General features: G+C 73.7%; 16 protein-coding genes. 10 read left to right on the top strand and 6 right to left on the bottom strand.

Going from position 1 to position 18,352, the window contains the following annotated elements:
- Positions 1–36 precede the first annotated feature (36 nt).
- Positions 37–1,143 (top strand): iron-containing redox enzyme family protein, encoded by a 1,107-nt coding sequence (locus JQX11_RS09170; RefSeq protein ID WP_204924541.1) that lies wholly within the window; start codon positions 37–39, stop codon positions 1,141–1,143.
- On the opposite strand, the gene JQX11_RS09165 is transcribed toward JQX11_RS09170, so the two are convergent.
- Entirely contained in the window at positions 1,063–1,284 is a 222-nt protein-coding gene (locus JQX11_RS09165; RefSeq protein ID WP_204924540.1) for a CDGSH iron-sulfur domain-containing protein, read from the bottom strand. The genes JQX11_RS09170 and JQX11_RS09165 overlap by 81 nt on opposite strands.
- A gap of 194 nt (positions 1,285–1,478) precedes the next feature.
- Here JQX11_RS09165 and JQX11_RS09160 point away from each other — a divergent pair, with 194 nt between their 5' ends.
- Both JQX11_RS09160 and JQX11_RS09155 read left to right on the top strand, forming a co-directional pair.
- The gene (locus JQX11_RS09160) at positions 1,479–2,861 is read left to right on the top strand and encodes a hypothetical protein (protein WP_204924658.1); all 1,383 of its coding nucleotides are present in this window, start codon (positions 1,479–1,481) and stop codon (positions 2,859–2,861) included.
- Between the two features lie 320 nt (positions 2,862–3,181).
- The gene (locus JQX11_RS09155; RefSeq protein WP_204924539.1) at positions 3,182–4,321 is read left to right on the top strand and encodes a SigB/SigF/SigG family RNA polymerase sigma factor; all 1,140 of its coding nucleotides are present in this window, start codon (positions 3,182–3,184) and stop codon (positions 4,319–4,321) included.
- A gap of 79 nt (positions 4,322–4,400) precedes the next feature.
- On the opposite strand, the gene ctaD is transcribed toward JQX11_RS09155, so the two are convergent.
- The 4 genes from ctaD to JQX11_RS09135 all read right to left on the bottom strand — a co-directional run bounded on the left by ctaD (position 4,401) and on the right by JQX11_RS09135 (position 9,580).
- Positions 4,401–6,407 (bottom strand): aa3-type cytochrome oxidase subunit I, encoded by a 2,007-nt coding sequence (gene ctaD, locus JQX11_RS09150; protein WP_204924538.1) that lies wholly within the window; start codon positions 6,405–6,407, stop codon positions 4,401–4,403.
- A gap of 88 nt (positions 6,408–6,495) precedes the next feature.
- The gene (locus JQX11_RS09145; protein ID WP_204924537.1) at positions 6,496–7,224 is read right to left on the bottom strand and encodes an ATP-binding protein; all 729 of its coding nucleotides are present in this window, start codon (positions 7,222–7,224) and stop codon (positions 6,496–6,498) included.
- A gap of 129 nt (positions 7,225–7,353) precedes the next feature.
- Entirely contained in the window at positions 7,354–8,511 is a 1,158-nt protein-coding gene (locus JQX11_RS09140) for a glycosyltransferase (protein ID WP_204924536.1), read from the bottom strand.
- An 88-nt stretch (positions 8,512–8,599) separates the two neighbouring features.
- The gene (locus tag JQX11_RS09135; RefSeq protein WP_307826132.1) at positions 8,600–9,580 is read right to left on the bottom strand and encodes a glucosyl-3-phosphoglycerate synthase; all 981 of its coding nucleotides are present in this window, start codon (positions 9,578–9,580) and stop codon (positions 8,600–8,602) included.
- Between the two features lie 252 nt (positions 9,581–9,832).
- Between JQX11_RS09135 and JQX11_RS09130 the strand changes: the two genes are divergently transcribed.
- Complete coding sequence (locus tag JQX11_RS09130; protein WP_204924534.1) at positions 9,833–10,867, top strand: Gfo/Idh/MocA family protein; 1,035 nt, start codon at positions 9,833–9,835, stop codon at positions 10,865–10,867.
- Entirely contained in the window at positions 10,860–11,948 is a 1,089-nt protein-coding gene (locus tag JQX11_RS09125) for a zinc-dependent alcohol dehydrogenase (RefSeq protein ID WP_204924533.1), read from the top strand. Before JQX11_RS09130 ends, JQX11_RS09125 begins: the two co-directional genes overlap by 8 nt.
- A gap of 110 nt (positions 11,949–12,058) precedes the next feature.
- Here JQX11_RS09125 and JQX11_RS09120 read toward each other — a convergent pair whose 3' ends face one another.
- Positions 12,059–12,325, bottom strand: coding sequence for a hypothetical protein (locus JQX11_RS09120; protein ID WP_204924532.1), 267 nt, complete (start codon positions 12,323–12,325; stop codon positions 12,059–12,061).
- A gap of 778 nt (positions 12,326–13,103) precedes the next feature.
- Between JQX11_RS09120 and JQX11_RS09115 the strand changes: the two genes are divergently transcribed.
- From JQX11_RS09115 to JQX11_RS09095, 5 genes are all read left to right on the top strand, one after another.
- Complete coding sequence (locus JQX11_RS09115; RefSeq protein WP_204924531.1) at positions 13,104–13,871, top strand: DUF5753 domain-containing protein; 768 nt, start codon at positions 13,104–13,106, stop codon at positions 13,869–13,871.
- On the top strand, positions 13,862–14,071 hold the full coding sequence (locus JQX11_RS09110) for a DUF397 domain-containing protein (protein ID WP_204924530.1): 210 nt from the start codon (positions 13,862–13,864) through the stop codon (positions 14,069–14,071). Before JQX11_RS09115 ends, JQX11_RS09110 begins: the two co-directional genes overlap by 10 nt.
- Before the next feature lie 310 nt (positions 14,072–14,381).
- Positions 14,382–16,673, top strand: a complete 2,292-nt coding sequence (gene secA2, locus JQX11_RS09105; protein ID WP_204924529.1) for an accessory Sec system translocase SecA2 — start codon at positions 14,382–14,384, stop codon at positions 16,671–16,673.
- A gap of 176 nt (positions 16,674–16,849) precedes the next feature.
- The gene (locus JQX11_RS09100; protein WP_204924528.1) at positions 16,850–17,590 is read left to right on the top strand and encodes a GAF and ANTAR domain-containing protein; all 741 of its coding nucleotides are present in this window, start codon (positions 16,850–16,852) and stop codon (positions 17,588–17,590) included.
- Between the two features lie 217 nt (positions 17,591–17,807).
- A complete protein-coding gene (locus JQX11_RS09095) occupies positions 17,808–18,311 on the top strand; it encodes a DUF2231 domain-containing protein (RefSeq protein WP_204924527.1) in 504 nt (167 codons plus the stop codon).
- The last annotated feature ends 41 nt before the right edge of the window (positions 18,312–18,352 follow it).

Raw genomic sequence — 18,352 nt, 5'->3', positions numbered from 1 at the left:
GGCATCCCTGAGCTCAGCATTCACCAGGGAGGCGCGATGTCCGTACCCACCGACCGCCGTTACGGTCCGGCGTCGCTGCCGACGCCACGCGGCCCGGTCTCCGGCGCGCTGGTGGCGGCGCTGCACCGGCCGCCGCACGACCTGCCGGACGGGCTCGCCGGGCCGCTGGCCGGCGACGTCGGCGACGGCCACCCGGACCCGCTGACCGACGAGGACCGGCAGCTCACCCTCTTCCTCTGCTATGAACTGCACTACCGGGGCTGGGCCGGGGTCGACGAGGACTGGGAGTGGCAGCCGTCCCTGCTGGCGCTGCGCGCCGCGGCCGAGCGGCCGTTCGAGGCGGCGGTGCGCCGCCTGGTCGGCCCGCAGCCGACGGTGCTGCCGGCCGGCGTCCCCGCCGCGCTGGCCGCCCTGGTCGCCGCCGCCGCCGGACCGTCGCTGGCCCGGACCCTGCACCGGCAGGCCACCCTGGCCCAGTTCCGCGAGTTCGTCACCCACCGCTCGATCTACCACCTGCGCGAGGCCGACCCGCACAGCTGGGCCCTGCCCCGCCTCGGCGGACCGGCCAAGGCGGCCCTGGTCGAGATCCAGATGGACGAGTACGGCAACGGCCGGTGCGACCGGATGCACGCCGAACTGTTCCGGGTGACCCTGGGCCGGCTCGGCCTGGACACCGACTACGCCGCCCACCTGGACCGGGTGCCGGCGGTCACGCTGGCCGTCAACAACCTGATCTCGCTGTTCGGTCTGCACCGGCGGCTGCGCGGCGCGCTGCTGGGCCACCTGGCCGCCTACGAGATGACCTCCTCGCTGCCCAACCGCCGCTACGGCAACGGGCTGCGCCGCCTCGGTCTCGACGCGGCGGCCACCCGCTTCTACGACGAGCACGTGGAGGCCGACGCGGTGCACGAGCAGATCGCCGCGCACGACCTGTGCGGCGGCCTGGTCCGCACCGAACCGGCCCTCGCCGGCGACGTCCTGTTCGGGGCCGCCGCCGCGCTGGCCACCGACCGGCTCTTCGCCGTCCACCTGCTGGACAGTTGGGCCGCGGGCACGTCCTCGCTACGCCTGCGAGCGGAAACCGACGGCCCGGTGGGTGCCGTCGCAGAACGGTTTGCGCCCCGAACGCCCGCAGCGGCATAGCGCCACCGCGCCCCGGCGGGTCCCGATGGCCCGCCCGTCGGGGGTCACCAGCGCGAAGTCGCCCCGGACCAGCAGCGGGCCGTCCGGATAGGCGGTGATGGTGGCCGCCGCGTCGGCGGTCTGTTCGGGCTCGGTGCTCATCGTCCGGATGTGCCCCGCCCGGTCCCCGCGAAACCCGCACCGGCCCGGCTGGGCGGTCACCGACCGGCGGACACCGGTAGGGCGTACCGGCGGGCGGGGCGGGATCGCCCCCGTCGGGACGCGATGCCCCGTTTAGACCCCGAAGGGGCGGGAAGCCGGGCCGCGTGGTGAGCGAACGAGGCGGGGTGGAGCCGGTGCGGACGGCACCGGCCGGGCCGACGGCCCAGGGTGCGGGACTGGCCGGCGACCGGGTCGTCGCGGCCGGCAGCACCGCGCGGGTGCTGGTCGCCGCGGCCGCCCGCGCGCTGCGCGGGGTGGACTGCGCCGACCTGGGGCATGCGCCGTCGTCGTCGCCGTTCACCGTGGCGCGCAACGCCGGCCGGGTGGCGCTCACCGCCGCCCAGGCCGCCGAGGTGGACGGGGAACGGGTGGCCGGTTGGATCGTCGACCAGTACCCCCGGGAGCGGTATCCGGCGGTGGTGCTGGGCGCGCCGCACGCCGCCGCCGTGCACCTGGCCGTGGCGCTCGGGGTGCCCTGGCTACCCACCGGCTTCGAGATGACCGCGCACTGGACGCACGGCGCGGTGGATCGTCCCGCCGCCGCGCTCGACCAGGGGGCCGCGTTCGCCGCCCGCATCCTCGCCGGCAACCCCGGGCTGCACATCCGTCAGGTGCACTGCCCGGCGAGCCGGGGCGCGCTGGCCGGCACGGCGATCACCCTGGTGGGCCGCTTTCGGGCGCTGCCGGTGGCGTACGCCCGGTTCCTGGCCGACCGGCTGGCCGACCGGGCGGCGCTGCTGCTGGTCGACGACGCGCGCCGTTGGCCGGTGTCCGACTCCGGGCAGGGGCACAGCTTCCAGCTCGGCTGCCCGGCCAGCGGCCTGCGGCCGGTGGACTTCCACCCGGACTCGCCCGCCCTGCGTCAGGTGTTGCGGGCCGCCGGGGCGACCGGGGACGGGTGGGAACCCCCGCCGGTCACCGCCGCCGGGGAGTCCGCCGAACACGGGGTGGAGCCGGGGTTCGTCCGGGCGCTGGGGCACTGGGCCGGCGGTCGGGGCCACGAGTTGCGTCAGGTGCGGGTGCCGTACCCGGGGGCGCTCAGCGCGGCCACCGCCGACCTGTACCGCCGGTGGCTGCGCCGGGCCGGCAAGACGGGCGACCGGTTGGTGGTGGAGTGCGGTCGGGTGTTCGATCCGTGGCAGGTGGTGCGGGCGGGGCTGGTGCCGTACTGGTGCGAGAACGCGACCCGGCGCAGCGTCGAGGAGGTGGAGTGGTGGCTCGCCGGCAGCGAGCCGTTCAGTTCGGTGGACGTGCTGCCCGAGTCGCCGGGGTTGCGGTCGCCGGCCGTGGCGGGGCTGCCGCAGTGGCTGGCGGTGGCGGCGTTCGGCCGTCGCCGCCGGGCCCTGGACCGGACCGCCGCCCGCGGCTACCCGGTGGCGTCGGTGGCCACCCGGCGGGCCACCGAGGTGCTGCGCGGCCAGCCGTACGACCTGCCGACGCCGCCGCCGCTGAGCGTCGGTGACGCGCTGGCCGGGCTGCGCGAGGCGGGCGCGCCACTGGGGCTCACCGTGTCCTGACCGGCCCCGGCCCCACGGCGCGGCCGGGCCGAAGACGGCCGGCCGGTCGCCCGGAAAGGGGACGCCGGGGGTGTCCGCGCCGCCCGGCCGGACCCGGCACGCCGAAACATCCTCGCGAACCCGGGGACGCGTGATTGAGTACCTGGGGAGCGGGAGGACCGCCCGCCGCGACGGTCCGCCGCGTGGCGACCGGTCGTCGCCCGCCCGCGTCCGGTGATCCCGGCGCGGCACGTGAAACCCCACTTCCGACCCGGTGCGTGGTGCCACCACGCGCCCGACCGGCCCGATCCGGGCGGGGGACCTTCCTGAGGGAGGCGCGGATGTTCGGACAGACCACCACGACCACACCACCTCCGACCGAGCGGGGCCTGGAGGACCTGGACGCCGCCGCACTGGCGTACGCCGCGCGGATCGCCGGCCTGCCACCGGAGCGCCGGGGGGAGGCCCGTGAGGACCTGGTCCGGTTCGCCCTGCCGTTCGCCGGCCGGCTGGCCCGCCGCTACCGGGGGCGGGGTGAACCGTTGGAGGACCTGGAGCAGGTGGCCCGGCTCGGCCTGGTCAACGCCGTCGACCGCTACGACCCCGAGCGGGGTTCGTTCACCGCGTACGCGGCGATCACCATCGTCGGGGAGATCAAGCGGCACTTCCGGGACCGCACCTGGGGGGTGCACGTGCCTCGCCGGCTGCGGGACCTGATCCTGGAGGTCGGGCAGGCCACCTCGGCGTTGACCAGTGAGCTGTCCCGCGCGCCGAGCGTGGCCGAGCTGGCGGCCCGGCTGGAGACGCCGGAGGAGGAGATCCTCGCCGCCCTGGAGTCGGCGGCCGGCTACAGCCCCGCCTCGCTCAACGCGCCGGTGGGCGGGGAGAGTTCCGCCGAGTTCGGTGACCTGGTCGGCGAGTCGGACAACGCGTTGGAGTCGGTGGACGACCGGGTGACGGTCAGCGGGCTGCTGCACCGGCTGCCCTGGCGGGAGCGGCGCATCCTGGCGATGCGCTTCTACGGCAACCAGACCCAGGCGGAGATCGCCGCCCGGTTCGGCATCTCCCAGATGCACGTGTCCCGGCTGCTGTCGCGGGCGTTGACCTGGCTGCGTCAGGCGATGCTCGCCGACACCCCGCCGCCGTGGTGCAACGGCACCGCCGAGGCGGACACCGGCCGGAACCGGATCGCGGTCAAACGCACCGCCGAACGGACGGTCGTCGAGGTCGGGGGCGAGATCGACCGCGACGGCGCGGACCAGTTGCGCCGGATGATGCTGGAGGCGGTCGCCGGGCAGCCCCGCGAACTGGTGGTGGACCTGGACGGCGCGGGCGGCGTGGACGCCGGTGGCATCGCCGCGCTGGTGGCCGGCCGGGACGCCGCCCTGCGCACCGGGGTGCCGCTGCGGCTGACCCGGGTCCAGCCGGCGGTACGCCGTTCGCTGGCCGCCGCCGGCCTGCCCGCCACCGTGGACGCCTGACCCCGGCTCCGGTCGGCGGGAGGACGAACGTCGGGCCGGCACCCCCGCACGGGGGTGCCGGCCCGAGAGCCGTCCCGGGTCAGCGTCGTCCGGGGTCGTCGTCGTCCGTGCCGTGCGGGTGCCGCCACCGTTCGGGGGTGTCGGGGTTCGCGCCGCCCGGGCCGTCGTCCTGCGGGGCGTCGGAGTGCGCGAAGCCGGGGCGGCGGACCTGCTCCGGTTCGGGCACCACCACCGGGCGGGCACCCGACTGCGGGGCGGGTTGGTACTCCACCGCCTCCCGGGCCCCGTGCGCGCCCTCGGCCGCCGGCGACTCGGGGACGTGCCGTTCGTGGCGCAGCTCGTCGTGCAACTCCTGCGGCGGCCGGGTGGTGCGTTGCGGCAGGTCCCGGCCGAGGTCGGCGACCAGCGGGCCGTACTTGGCGTCGAAGGCGGGGCGTTCGGAGCGGATCCGGGGCATCCGGTCGAAGTTGCGCAGCGGCGGCGGGCAGGTGGTGGCCCACTCCAGGGAGTTGCCGAACCCCCACGGGTCGTCGACGGTCACCAGCGCGCCGTACCGCCAGGACTTCCACACGTTGTAGAGGAAGAACAGGGTGGACGCGCCGAGCACGAACGAGCCGACCGTGGAGATCATGTTGAGCGTGGTGAAGCCGTCGCCGGGCAGGTAGTCGGCGTACCGGCGGGGCATCCCCTCGTCGCCCAGCCAGTGCTGCACCAGGAAGGTGGCGTGGAAGCCGACGAACATGGTCCAGAAGTGCAGCTTGCCGAGCCGTTCGTCGAGCAGTCGGCCGGTCATCTTGGGAAACCAGAAGTAGACCCCGCCGAAGGCGGCGAAGACGATGGTGCCGAACAGCACGTAGTGGAAGTGCGCCACCACGAAGTACGAGTCGGTGACGTGGAAGTCCACCGGCGGGCTGGCCAGCAGCACCCCGGTGAGGCCGCCGAGCAGGAAGGTCACCAGGAACCCGATGGCGAACAGCATCGGCGTCTCGAAGGTGAGCTGCCCCTTCCACATGGTGCCGATCCAGTTGAAGAACTTCACCCCGGTGGGCACCGCGATCAGGTAGCTCAGGAAACTGAAGAACGGCAGCAGCACCTGGCCGGTGGCGAACATGTGGTGCGCCCACACGGTCATCGACAGCACGGTGATCGCGACCGTGGCCAGCACCAGCCCGGTGTAACCGAAGATCGGCTTGCGGCTGAACACCGGGATGATCTCGGTGATGATGCCGAAGAACGGCAGCGCCACGATGTAGACCTCGGGATGGCCGAAGAACCAGAACAGGTGCTGCCACAGCATCGGCCCGCCGGTGCCCGCGTCGTAGACGTGCGCGTCGAGCAGCCGGTCCGCCCCCAGTGCCAGCAGCGCGGCGGCCAGCAGCGGGAAGACCAGGATCACCAGGACGGCGGTGAGCAGCATGTTCCATGTGAAGATCGGCATCCGGAACATGGTCATGCCGGGGGCGCGCAGGGTCAGCGTGGTGGTGATCAGGTTGACCGCGCCGAGGATGGTGCCCAGTCCGGAGACGACCAGCCCGACCACCCACAGGTTCGCCCCGACGCCGGGGGAGTGGGTCGTGTCGCTGAGCGGGTTGTACGCCGTCCAGCCGAAGTCGGCCGCGCCGCCGGGGGTGAGGTAGCCGCCGACGACCATGGTCCCGCCGAACAGGTACAGCCAGTACGCGAACGCGTTGAGCCGGGGGAACGCCACGTCCGGGGCGCCGATCTGCAACGGGACGATGTAGTTGCCGAAGGCGAACACCAGCGGGGTGGCGAAGAGCAGCAGCATGATCGTGCCGTGCATGGTGAACGCCTGGTTGTACTGCTCGGGGGAGAGGAACTGCATTCCCGGCCGGGCCAGCTCGGCCCGGATGAGCAGGGCCAGCACCCCGCCGATCAGGAAGAACACGAACGACGTGGCCAGGTAGAGCAGGCCGATCTGCTTGGCGTCGGTGGTGCCGAGCAGCCGGAGCAGCTTGTTGCCGGGCAGCGCCGGGCGGACCGGCCCGGGAAAGCCGCCGAACCGGGCCGGGGCGAGGATGGCCGGCCCCCGGTCTCGTGCGGGCTCCGTGGTTACCCGTCTGGGCATGGCTCTCTCACCCCGTCGTGACGACAGAAAGGACGGGCGCGACTACCCGCCCTCCGCCCATGTAACCAGGCGACAGGGGTAATTTCGGTCAATTCGCCGGCAGGAGTGCCCACACCACCTTGCCGTCGGCCAGCGGGGAGCTGCCCCAGCGCTGCGCCATCTCCCGGATCAGCAGCAGCCCCCGGCCGCCCTCGGCGGACAGGTCCGGACTGGCCGCGCGGGCCGCCGTCCGGCTGCCGTCGGCCACGGCCACCCGCAGGTACGGCTGGTGCAGGGTCAACGTGATCCGCATCGGGGTGTGGGCGTGCCGCACCACGTTGCCGACCAGCTCGCTGAGCACCAGCGACGCCGGCTCCACCAGGTGCGGCACGTTCCACCGGGAACACGCGTCGCCGACCAGCTCACGGGCCCGCCGGCAGGCCCCCGCCGCCGGCTCCAACCGGGCCCGCAACCGGGGCGCGGCGCTCGCCCCGGCCCACCGGGTGGCCTCCGCGCAGTCCTGCCGCACCGGCACCACCCGGCAGGTGGTGGAGGTGGCCAACCAGGCCGCGGCGTCCGGCGGGGGAGAGCAGAGCACCATCGGCACGGCCGGCCAGTCGGCGGCCTGCCGGGCGGTGGCGGCGAACACCGACAGCGCCAGCCGGTCGGCGACGGTCACCCCGCCCAGGTCGACCACCAGCGCGTCCGGCAGCGTGGTCAGGCAGCGGTCCAACACGGTGTGCACGGTGCGCATGGTGCCCAGGTCGAGCGCGCCGGCGAGGCGTACGACGGTCACCGGTGACGCGTCGCTGACCTCGCAGGTGATCCGGCTGACCATCGGCCCCTCGATTCCGTTCGTGGTGCTGGGGAGAACCGCCAGGTACCCGGGGCCCGGTGGGACGAAACCGGGACCGTGGGCGGTGTCGCCCACGGTCCCGGTGCCGGGCCGTCCCCGGGCCCGGCCGGCTCAGGCGGCCCGCAGCTCGGGCACCCGGGCGGCGGCGCGGACCGTCTCGTAGAGGGCGACGTAGCGCTGCGCCATCACCGCCGGGGTGAACCGGGCGGCGGCCTCCCGGCGGCACTCGTCGGGATCGAGCCGTCGCGCCGCCAGCAGCAGCTCACCCAGCTCGTCCTCGTCGTCGGTGAGCAGGCCGGTCCGCCCGTGGTCGACCAACTCGGGCAGGCAGCCCCGGGCGGTCGCCACCACCGGCGTGCCCAGCGCCAGCGACTCCACCACGGCCGTCCCGCCGGGCTCCTCCCACCGCAGCGGGAACAGCGCCGCCCGCGCTCCGGCCAGCAGGTCGTCGCGTTCCCGACCGGCCACGGTGCCGACCCAGCGGACCAGGTCCCCGTCGACGTGCGGGGCGACCTCGTCGTAGAAGAACCGCACGTCCGGGTTCTGCCGGGCCCCGTCGCCCGCCGCCGCCAGGTCCGCCGGGCGGTGGTACGGCCCGACCGGGCCGGCGAGCACCAGTGGCACCCCGGTGCGCCGGGCCAGCCGGGCACCGACGTCCTGCCCCTTGCCCGGGTTGATCCGGCCCAGGATGACCGTGTGGTCGCCCTTCACCGGCCGGGGTGCCCGGTCGGCGTGCACCGCCAGCGGGGTCGCCAGATGCACGTGCCCGACCGCGTGCTCGCGCAGCGCCCGGGGCGCGCGGGCCAACTGGGCGGCGGAGACGCCGTTGACCCGTACCCGCGCCCCGCCGTCGAGGGTGCCGTACAGCTCGGGGTGCTTGGCCAGGTCCCAGTGCAGGGTGTGCAGCACCGGCGGGGCGTCCGGCCCCATCGCGGCGAGGGTGGCCAGCCCGACCGCCTCCACGTGGTCGTGCACCAGATCGACGTCGTCGCGGCCGTGCAGCTGCCGGACCACCCCGGCCAGGTGTGCCTGGGACACCCCGCACACCTGGTTGTACGGCCGTTGCAGCGCCGCGAACTGCCCGTCGTCGAAGACCGAGAACTTCTCGTCCACCGGCAGGGTGCTCGACCCCACCGAGGCGAGCACCACCCGCACCCCGAGCCGGCGCAGCTCCGGCACCAGGGTGGCGACGACGTTCTCGATGCCGCCGTAGCCGGGTGGCGGCACGGACAGCCACGGGCCGGCGTTCATCAGCACTGTGAGGCTCATGGTCGGGACTTCCTCTCGGGACGGACGGGGTCCCGGGCGGGTCTCGACCCCGCGCGTCGGGTGGCGCAGCCGCCGGCGCGACGCCTCGTCACGCGGCGACCCGCCGGCGTGGCAGCCGGGGCCGCAGCTCGGCCAGGGGCGGGCGTTCCTGCACCGAGACGTCGTTGACGACGACCTCCCGGTCGAGATTCGGCAGCGCCTCCGAGCCGCCCCGACGGAACTGGGTGAGCAGGGCACCCGGGCTGGTGCCCGGGGCGGCCCAGCCCCGCCGCTGCAACCGCGCCCAGGCGGTGTGCATGATCTGCGCGGACATCCGGCCCAGGGCCGCGGTGTCCTGGTGCCGGTGCTTGCGTTCGCCCAGGTCGACCTGGGCCAGCGCGTCCAGGCCGACCAGTTCCAGCAGGTCGATCAGCATGGCCGTCTCGACCCCGTAACCGGTGACGAACGGCACCCGCTCCAGCACCTCGCGCCGGCCGGCGTACTCGCCCGCGAGGGGCTGCACGAAACCGGCCAGCTCCGGCCAGAACAGGTTCAGCAGCGGCCGGGCCATCAGCTCCGTCACCCGCCCGCCGCCGTCGGTCTCCACGCTGGTCGCGCCGACCAGCGGCCGGTGGTAGAAGCCCTTCACGAACTCCACCGACGGGTCGACCAGCAGCGGGCCGATCAGCCCGGTCACGAAGTGCGGCCGAAACTCCCGCAGGTCGGCGTCGACGAACGCGACGACGTCGCCCTCGGCGGCGGCCAGGCCGGCCCAGAGCGCGTCGCCCTTGCCGGTCAGCCGGGGCAGCCCCCGGGTCATCTCGTCCTGGCCGACCACCTCCGCGCCGGCGGCCCGGGCCACCTGCGCGGTCCGGTCGGTCGACCGCGAGTCGACCACGATCAACTCGTCGACCAGGGGGACGCGGTCCATCAGGTGTTCCCGGATCGTCGAGACGATCGCCCCGACGGTGGCTTCCTCGTTTCGGGCGGGCAGCACCACGCTGACCCGGTTCTCCCCCTTGGCTCTGATCAGCCGTCGCGTGGGCCAGTCCTGCGCCGACGTCGTCCGGTAGGTGGCCCATGCCTCCACGACAGGGGAGACGATCGGTTCTGTGTCCCGCACTGGCAAACCCCCAGATCCATGGCGGAAAACGCAGACTTGGTTTTCCCGTCTCTGCACATTCGTTAACTGGATATTCCCTAACAGCTTGATCACGGCGGCTCCACCGGCCGGTTCCCGGCAGATGAACGCTGTGTTGCGGTGACCGCCGGGGTTTCGCCCCGCCGCGCCGGGGCAGTGCTGTGCGCGGTGGTGGTTGACCGCGTCGAGAGGGCCGAGGGTATGCGTACGTGTCGGGTGGGGCTGGTCGGGGCCGGTGGGGTGGCGCAACGTCACGCCCGCGTGCTGGGGAGTTTCGCCGACGTCGAACTGGTCGGGGTCACCGACGTGACCCGGTCCGCCGCCGCCCGGCTGGCCGACACGCACTCGACCCGGGCCTTCGCCGACGTCGACGACCTGCTGGCCGCCGGCCCCGACGCGGTCTACGTCTGCGTGCCGCCGTTCGCCCACGGGCCGGTGGAGGAGGCCGTCGTCGCCGCCGGGGTGCCGATGTTCGTGGAGAAGCCGGTCGCGGTCGACCTGGACACCGCCGAACGGATCGCCGCCCTGGTCGAGCAGCGGCGACTGCTCACCGCCGTCGGGCACCACTGGCGCTACCTGCACGTGGTGTCGCAGGCCCGTGAACTGCTCGCCGACCGTCCGGTGCGGATGATCAACGGGGCCTGGCTGGACAAGGTGCCCCCGGTGGCCTGGTGGGCGGTGCGGGACCGCTCCGGCGGCCCGGTGGTCGAGCAGGCCGCCCACGTCCTGGACCTGACCCGGGTGCTGGTCGGCGAGGCCGTCGAGGTGACCGCCTACGGCGACGGCAACCCACCCCCGGTCGACGACGCCGACATCGACTCGGTGACCGCCGCCACGCTGCGCTTCGCCTCCGGTGCGGTGGGCACCCTCGCCGCCGCCTGCGTGCTCGGCTGGAAGCACCGGGCCGGACTGGAGATCCTCGCCGACGGACTGGCCCTCTCACTGACGGAGGACGGCCTGACCGTCCGGGACACCGACGGGGAACGCCACCTCCCGGCCGATCCCGACGCCGCCCGGGTCGCCGTCGACCGGGCCTTCGTCGACGCGGTGACCGGGGTCGGCGACGACATCCGGGTGCCGTACGCGGAGGCGCTGCGCACCCAACGCCTGGCGGTCGCGCTCGCGCAGAGCGCCCGGACCGGTCGCGGCGTCAGCCTGCCCACCGGCCCGGCCGCGCTCGCGCCGACCACCGACGGCCGGCCCGGCGCGCCCACGGGGGTGGGCGTCGATGCGTGACACGGTGGTCGTGGTCGACGGCCCGGGGCGCGTCGCGTTGGCCGAGCAGGACGCCGGTGAGCTGCGCGAGGGCATGATCCGGGTGCGGACCCGCTACAGCGGGGTCTCCGCCGGGACGGAGCTGAGCTTCGTCAAGGGCACCAACCCCCACCTCGCCGTCACCTTCGACCCCGGCCTCGGCCTGTTCCGGCCGGGCACCGCCGGCACCCCGTACCCGGTCACCCGGCTCGGCTACATGCAGGTCGCCGAGGTGGTGCAGAGCCGCACCCCGGCGATCGCCGTCGGCGCCGTCGGCGCGATGACGTACGGCCACCGCAGCGGGTACGTCGCCGACCCGCTCGCCGAACGGTTCGTGCCGCTGCCCGACGACCTCGACCCGATGCTCGGCGTCTACGTGGCGCACATGGGCCCGATCTGCGCCAACGGGCTGCTGCACGCCGCCGCCGACCTGTACGGCACCGGCGTGCGCACCCTCGGCGACGGGGTGCGCGGCCGACGGGTGGCGGTCGTCGGCGGCGGCGTGGTCGCCCTGCTCACCGCCCTGTTCGCCCGCCGTCACGAGGCCGCCTCGGTGGTGGTGGTCGACCCCACGCCGCAGCGCCGGCAGGTCGCCGAGGACCTCGGGCTGGAGACCCTGGACCCGAGCGCCGACGACGCGGCGGTGGTCCTCAAGACCCGGTGGAACCACGGCGCCGGGGACCGGGGCGCCGACGTGGTGTTCCAGTGCCGGGGCCAGGACCACGCGCTGCACCTGGCGCTGCGCCTGCTGCGCCCCCAGGGCACGGTGGTCGACCTGGCCTTCTACCCGGGCGGCGCGGACGCCGTCCGGCTCGGCGAGGAGTTCCACCACAACGGGCTGACGCTGCGCTGCGCCCAGATCGGCCGGGTGCCGCGCGGTCTCGCCCCGACCTGGGACCGGGAACGGCTCTCCGCCGAGACGATCGACCTGCTGCGCCGGCACGGCGACCTGGTCCGCGCGCACCTGATCTCGGCCGTGGTCCCGTTCGCGGACGCCCCCGCGCTCCTCACCGACCTGGCCGGACGTCGCCGCCACGAGCTCCAGGTCGTCCTCACCCCCTGACCACCCCGCACCGCCGCCCTGCCTCGCCCGCCTAGCCCTCGCCCTGCCCTGCCCCGGTGATCAAGAGGTTTGCGTCATGGTGGAGCGGATTTTTGACGTAAACCTCTTGATCACCGGGGTGAAGGGGCGGCTGGTGGGGGCGGCCAGGCCAGGAAACGGCGGGTCAGGTCGGTCTGGCGGCCACTGTCGAGTGAGGTCAGGTGCTGTTCCGCCTCGACCTTCATGGTCGCCAGGAGGTTGAGCAGTTCGGCCCGGTTGTTGGCGTACTCGGTGAGCAGGGCGAGTTTGGCGGGTCCGCAGGGCCAGGGGTGGGCGTCGATCCGGCAGAGCCAGGTCGGCCGCAATGGAGTGTGTCGGCCCGGTAGCTGGCTGGTCATGAGAACACCGCAGGTGGTCGGCACGGGGATGGCGTCGCTCTTCCCGCGCCCTGCCGGTGCGGTCGAGGCGCTGCTGGTGCTGCCGGTCCTGGCGGCGATGTCGGTGCTGTCGGGCGTCGGGTCGGGGACGGGGGGTCGGCGCGGCGCGTCGTCGGCATCGCGGTCAACCAGCGCAGGCCGTCGCGTCGGAGGTACAACTCACGGTGTCGGACCGCGTCCCCGGCGGCGTTCAGCTGGTACGCGGTGATCCACACCCATCCGTCGTACGTGTGCTGGTCGACCAGCTCGCGGATGGCTCGTACGGTTATGGGCCTGGTGAACTGGGGCGAGGCGGCGCGGGTCAGGTGCAGCAGGTCGCCCGGCCTGATCGGGCGGTGCCTCATCGCGCCGGCCCCCGGTTCCGGCCGGTGCTCCACTGTGCCGGCGGAGCGACGTTGAAGATTCGGCCCGGTCCCCGGTAGGGCGGGACGAACGGGCCGATCGGAGCGGGCACGATCGGCGGCGCGGGCGGTGGGGGAGGCGTCGGCGTCGGGTTGCCCGGTTTCGGCGCGAGCTTCGGTCGGTCGTCCTTCGTCATGGTGGCTTCCTGTCCCTCGGCGGTGTGGAGGGTGGGGCCGCCCGCCCTTCTCGAACGGCCCCACCCGACGTACGCGACCGCTGGTGTGGGACCGGAGCGGCGGCGTCGTCCTGCCACCCACCTTGCCGAGGGTTGTCAGGCAATCACACAGCGTTGTGTAATCTTCTCCGGACGGTTGCTTTGTTCGGGGAGGAAATGGGCATGAATCATGCATTTGTCAAGGCAATCGCCGAGGCGGGCTACACGGCCGAGAGTCTCGCGGGCAGGCTCGGTCTGCACCCCAAGACCGTTGCTCGGTGGGCAAATCCTGGGCACATTCCGCAGAGCCGCCACCGGGCCACCGTCGCAGAGTTGCTGGAGCGAGATGTCGACGCCCTCTGGCCGGACATCGTCAAGCGGCGCGAGCCGGTCTGGTTCCGGCCCTGGGTCGACATCGAGCGGGAGGCCACGACCTTACGAGCTTTTGAGCTGACCTGGGTGCCCGGCCTGCTCCAGACCGAGGCGTACGCGCGGGCGACGCTGGCCGGCGGAACGTTGACGGCCGAGATGATGGACGAGCTGACCGGCGCGCGGCTCGGCCGACAGGCGATCCTGCACCGTGAGCGCAGCCCCCTGCTGGTCGCCGTCCTGGACGAGGGCGTCCTGCGTCGACGGGTCGGTGGCAGCCGGGCGCTGATGGCGGCCCAGCTCGCGCACCTCCTCGCCTGCGCCGAGTTGCCGAACGTGCAGTTGCACGTTGTCCCGGCCGACGCGCCGAGCTATCCGGGGCTCGACGGGCCATTCGTGATCGCCGACCTGTCGGAGGGGGCGAGAGTGGCGCATGTCGATGGTCCGGCGCAGGCGCAGATCCTGGACAAGCCCTCTGACCTTGTTAACCTTGAGCGGCGGTGGGAGCGTATCCGTGGGGAGGCGCTCCCTCGTGGACGGACCCTGGATCTCCTGAGAGAAGCGGCTGCATCATGGACCTGACCGCTGCGCGGTGGCACAAGAGCACGAAGAGCGGCGGCAACGGCGGCAACTGTGTCGAGGTCGCGGGCAACCTTCCCGGTGTAGTCCTGGTGCGGGACAGCAAGGACCGGGACGGCGGGGTGCTCACGTTCGCCCCGGCGGCGTGGCGTGGCTTCGTCGACTTCGCGAGTCGGGCGGCGTCGGCTCGTGCGGCAGAGTGAACCGCAACCAGGAAGTTGATCTATAGCGCCCCAGCTCAGTAAGGCTGCGTCGCCGCGCACGCGGGGGGTGACGGCCCGCCGGGCACCGACCGGCGGCGCGATCGCCTGCGTCCCCGCGCACGCGGGGCCGGCCTCGCTGATCATCGACGACCGTCAGCCTGCGTCCCGGTCGACCAGCTGCCCGCCACCTGCCGGTGGGCCGCCGGCACACCTCGCTGACCTGCCCGGATGGGCCGGGAATCGGACAGCGGGATCGCAACGTGCGGACCGGGCAGCCTTTTCCGCCCGGGTTCGCGTACCGTTGCCGCTCATGGGTGTGTCGCAACGGTTGAAGAGCAGGTTCCGCCGGTTCCTCCAGCGCCCGGGGACGACGGTCGACCTGGCTCCGCTGGAGAAGCTGCTGCCGCGGGTCGCCGCGCGTGAGGAAGAGCTGTCGGCGCTCGACGACGACGCGCTGACCGAGGCCGCCGGGGCCGCCACGGAGTACGTGGACATCTGCGCCGTCGGCCGCGAGGCCGCCCGCCGGGGCCTCGACCAGCGGCCGTACGACGTGCAGCTGCTCGGCGCGATGGCGCTGCTGTCCGGCAAGGTCGCCGAGATGGCCACCGGTGAGGGCAAGACGCTCACCGCCACCATCGCCGCCTACGGGCACGTCCGGCTGGGCAACGGGCCGGTGCACGTGCTCACCGTCAACGACTACCTGGCCCGCCGGGACGCCGAGTGGATGACGCCGGTCTACCGGCTGCTCGGGCTGACCGTGGGCTGGGTCAACGAGGCCTCCACCCCGGCCGAGCGGCGGGCCGCGTACGGCTGCGACGTCACCTACGTCTCGGTCAGCGAGGCCGGCTTCGACTTCCTGCGCGACCAGCTCGTCACCGACATCGCCGACCGGGTCCAGCCGCCGCTTGCCACCGCCATCGTCGACGAGGCCGACTCGATCCTGATCGACGAGGCCCGGGTGCCGATGGTGCTGGCCGGCTCGACCACCGGCGAGCAGGACCCGGTGCACGCCTCCGCCGCGCTCGTGCGCGGCCTGCGCAAGGGCCGGCACTACACGGTCGCCGAGGACGGCCGCAGCGTCGCCTTCACCACCGAGGGGCTGGCCGCCGTCGAGGCCAAGCTGGGCGGCATCGACCTGTACGACACCGAGCACGTCGGCCAGCTCTCCGCGGTGAACGTGGCGCTGCACGCGCACGCCCTGCTGCACCGCGACGTCGACTACATCGTCCGTGACGGCTCGGTGGAGCTGATCGACGAGATGCGCGGCCGGGTCGCCCAGCGCCGTCGCTGGCCCGACGGCCTGCAGGCCGCCGTGGAGGCGAAGGAGGGGTTGGACGCCACCGCCGAGGGCGAGGTGCTGGGCACCATCGCCGTGCAGGCGTACATCGCGCTCTACCCCAAGCTGTGCGGCATGACGGCGACCGCGGTGCTGGTCGGCGACCAGCTCCGCGAGTTCTTCGGCCTCGAGGTGGCGGTGATCCCGCCGAACACCCCCTGCGTCCGCGAGGACGAGCCGGACCGGATCTACGCGACCCGGGCCGAGAAGGAGGAGGCGCTGATCGACGAGATCCGGCGCTGCCACGAGGCGGGCCGCCCGGTGCTGGTCGGCACCCTCGACGTGAAGGAGTCCGAGGGGCTCGCCGCCGGCCTGCAGGCCGCCGGGGTGCCGTGCGTGGTGCTCAACGCCAAGAACGACGACGAGGAGGCGGCGATCATCGCCGAGGCCGGCGCGTACGGCGCGGTGACCGTCTCCACCCAGATGGCCGGCCGGGGCGTGGACATCCGGCTCGGCGGCAGCGAGCAGGTCGACCAGGAGCGGGTGGCCGAACTCGGCGGCCTCTACGTGATCGGCAGCGGCCGGCACGACAGCCGCCGGGTCGACGACCAGCTGCGTGGTCGGGCCGGCCGGCAGGGCGACCCGGGCGGTTCGGTCTTCTTCGTCAGCCTGGAGGACGACCTGGTCGTGCGGCACGCCGGCGACACCGTCCCGGCCTCGCCCCGGATGAACGCCGACGGCCTGGTCACCGACGAGCAGGTCGACTACGCGGTGGAGCACGCCCAGCGGGTCGCCGAGGGCGTCAACCACGAGATCCACCGCAACACCTGGCGCTACAGCGTGGTCATCGAGCAGCAGCGGATCGCCCTGGCCGAGCGTCGGGAGCGGCTGCTCACCTCGGACGTGGCCGCGCTGATGCTGCTCGACCGGATGCCCGACAAGGCCGGCGAGATGGACGAGGACCTGCTGGCCCGGGTGGCCCGCTCCATCGCGCTCTACCACACCGACCGGCTCTGGGCGGAGCATCTGGCCGAGCTGTCCGAGGTCCGCGAGGGCGTGCACCTGCGGGCGCTGGGCCGGCTCGACCCGCTCGACGAGTTCCACCGGGCGGCGGTGCCGGCGTTCACCAACCTCATCCCCGAGATCGAGACGCGGACCCTGGCGACCTTCGAGGAGACCGAGTTCGCCGAGGACTGGGAGCCGGACACCGCCAAGCTGGTGCGGCCCAGCGCCACCTGGACGTACCTGGTGCACGACAACCCGTTCGGTTCGGAACTGGACCGGCTCATCGCCTCCGTCGGCCGCCGGCTCGCCGCCGCCCGCTGAGCGGTCCGGGAACCCCTCCGGCGCGAAATGCGCCGGAGGGGTTCCTTTACGCGGTTTCGATCCGGTTTTGCCAGGGTAGTAGCCCGGGGCCCACGACTCGGGAGAGAGATCATCACGATGACACAGGCAACGACGCCGGTGCCGGACGGCAGGTGTACGACGGAGCCTGCGGGCCGGTGAACCTGGACATGCGGGAGCTGACCATCGACACGCTCGGGGTACTGGAGACGGCCGCCCTGCTGCGGGAGTTGACCGCGGGGCTGATCGCGGTCGACGACTTCGACGAGGCACTGACCGAGCTGGTCCGGATCGCCGCGGACGCCGTCCCGGGGGTGCTCTGGTGCGGTTTCACCGCGCTGCGGGCCGGCGAGCCCGCCGGGGTGGCCGCGTCGGACCCCCGGCTGGCCGAGCTGGACGACCTGGGGCACGGTGCGGAGTCACCCGCGATGAGCGCCATCCGCCGCCGCGAGATGATCATCGCGACGGATCTGACCGTCGAGGACCGGTGGGCGCCCTGGACCGACCGCGCCCGTCGGCTGGGCGTGTGCGGGGTGATCTCCGCCCCGGTGGACGTGGACGAGCGGGCGGTGGGCTCGATCAACCTGTACGCCGGCCGGCACAACACGCTGGGCACCCGGCACCAGCTCACCGCGATGCTGCTCGCCGAGCACGCGGGCCTGCTGCTGGCCGCCGTACGGGACCGGGCCAGGCGGGCCGAGCGGGACAGCGAACGTGACGGCGCGCTGCTCGGGGAGAACATCGTCGGCCAGGCCGTCGGGGTGATCATGACCCAGCGGGGCTGCCCGGCGCCGGAGGCCCTCGACGTGCTGCGCAGCGCGGCGTCGTCACTGGACATCCCGCTGCGGGAGGTGGCCGAACGGCTGGTCACCACCGTCTCCCGCCCCCGCGAGTCCTGACGGCCGCCCGGTCCGGTCGACCCGCTCATCGGGGTCGACGGTGACGGCATCGGCGGGTGGCGATGCCGCTACGTCGCCGACCCTGGTCCCGGTACGACGTCGGCCGACGGGTGTCGTTTCTCCCCGGACCCGCGAATCACGGCCCGATCGTTTCGTCGAAGCGACCCGCGGGTAGCACCCTGGACCGGTGAGCTGAGCCGATCCCGGGGAGGAAACGATGGAGAGCCGCCTGAGGGTGCAGGGGCATCCCATCCAACCGATGCTGGTGACGTTCCCGTTCGGGCTCTTCGTCAGTGCCACCGTGTTCGACCTCGCCGACGTCGCGGGCGGCCCGGCGTTCCTCGGCGAGGTCGGCTACTGGACGGCGATCGCCGCGCTGGTGGCCGCCGGGCTCGCCGCTGTCGCCGGCATGATCGACCTGTGGGACGTACGGCCGGGGCCGCACCGTCGCACCATGGTCACCTTCAACATGGTCAACGCCGGGATGGCCGCGCTCTTCCTGCTGTCCTGCCTGGTCCGGGCGGATGCTCCGCAGCGCGGTACGAGCGGGGTGCTGCTGGTGACCGAGCTGGTCGCGCTGCTCGTCGGTGCGGTCGGCGTCGGGTTGGGCACCCGGCTGATGCGGCAGTTCGAGTCGGGTCGCCGTGAGCCCACCGGGTTCGACACCCTCGACGGTGTCCCCGCCGGCTCCACCGTGGAGATCCTCCGCCCCGCCCCCTGATCACGTCCCGCCCCTGACCACCGTCGCGGCGTCCGGCCGGG

This window comes from Micromonospora humida, assembly GCF_016901255.1.
Lineage (GTDB): Bacteria > Actinomycetota > Actinomycetes > Mycobacteriales > Micromonosporaceae > Micromonospora > Micromonospora wenchangensis.
The sequence above is the reverse complement of the archived record's forward strand: the minus strand, read 5'-3'. Positions and strand labels throughout refer to the sequence as shown.

What these genes read in the sequence shown, in the direction of transcription:
- secA2 (WP_204924529.1), top strand. Translation starts at nt 14,382, where the DNA reads ATGGGTGTGTCGCAACGGTTGAAGAGCAGGTTCCGCCGGTTCCTCCAG.
- JQX11_RS09140 (WP_204924536.1), bottom strand. Translation starts at nt 8,511, where the DNA reads ATGAGCCTCACAGTGCTGATGAACGCCGGCCCGTGGCTGTCCGTGCCG.
- JQX11_RS09095 (WP_204924527.1), top strand. Translation starts at nt 17,808, where the DNA reads ATGGAGAGCCGCCTGAGGGTGCAGGGGCATCCCATCCAACCGATGCTG.
- JQX11_RS09145 (WP_204924537.1), bottom strand. Translation starts at nt 7,224, where the DNA reads ATGGTCAGCCGGATCACCTGCGAGGTCAGCGACGCGTCACCGGTGACC.
- JQX11_RS09165 (WP_204924540.1), bottom strand. Translation starts at nt 1,284, where the DNA reads ATGAGCACCGAGCCCGAACAGACCGCCGACGCGGCGGCCACCATCACC.
- JQX11_RS09130 (WP_204924534.1), top strand. Translation starts at nt 9,833, where the DNA reads ATGCGTACGTGTCGGGTGGGGCTGGTCGGGGCCGGTGGGGTGGCGCAA.
- JQX11_RS09155 (WP_204924539.1), top strand. Translation starts at nt 3,182, where the DNA reads ATGTTCGGACAGACCACCACGACCACACCACCTCCGACCGAGCGGGGC.
- JQX11_RS09125 (WP_204924533.1), top strand. Translation starts at nt 10,860, where the DNA reads ATGCGTGACACGGTGGTCGTGGTCGACGGCCCGGGGCGCGTCGCGTTG.
- JQX11_RS09115 (WP_204924531.1), top strand. Translation starts at nt 13,104, where the DNA reads ATGAATCATGCATTTGTCAAGGCAATCGCCGAGGCGGGCTACACGGCC.
- ctaD (WP_204924538.1), bottom strand. Translation starts at nt 6,407, where the DNA reads ATGCCCAGACGGGTAACCACGGAGCCCGCACGAGACCGGGGGCCGGCC.
- JQX11_RS09120 (WP_204924532.1), bottom strand. Translation starts at nt 12,325, where the DNA reads ATGACCAGCCAGCTACCGGGCCGACACACTCCATTGCGGCCGACCTGG.
- JQX11_RS09110 (WP_204924530.1), top strand. Translation starts at nt 13,862, where the DNA reads ATGGACCTGACCGCTGCGCGGTGGCACAAGAGCACGAAGAGCGGCGGC.
- JQX11_RS09170 (WP_204924541.1), top strand. Translation starts at nt 37, where the DNA reads ATGTCCGTACCCACCGACCGCCGTTACGGTCCGGCGTCGCTGCCGACG.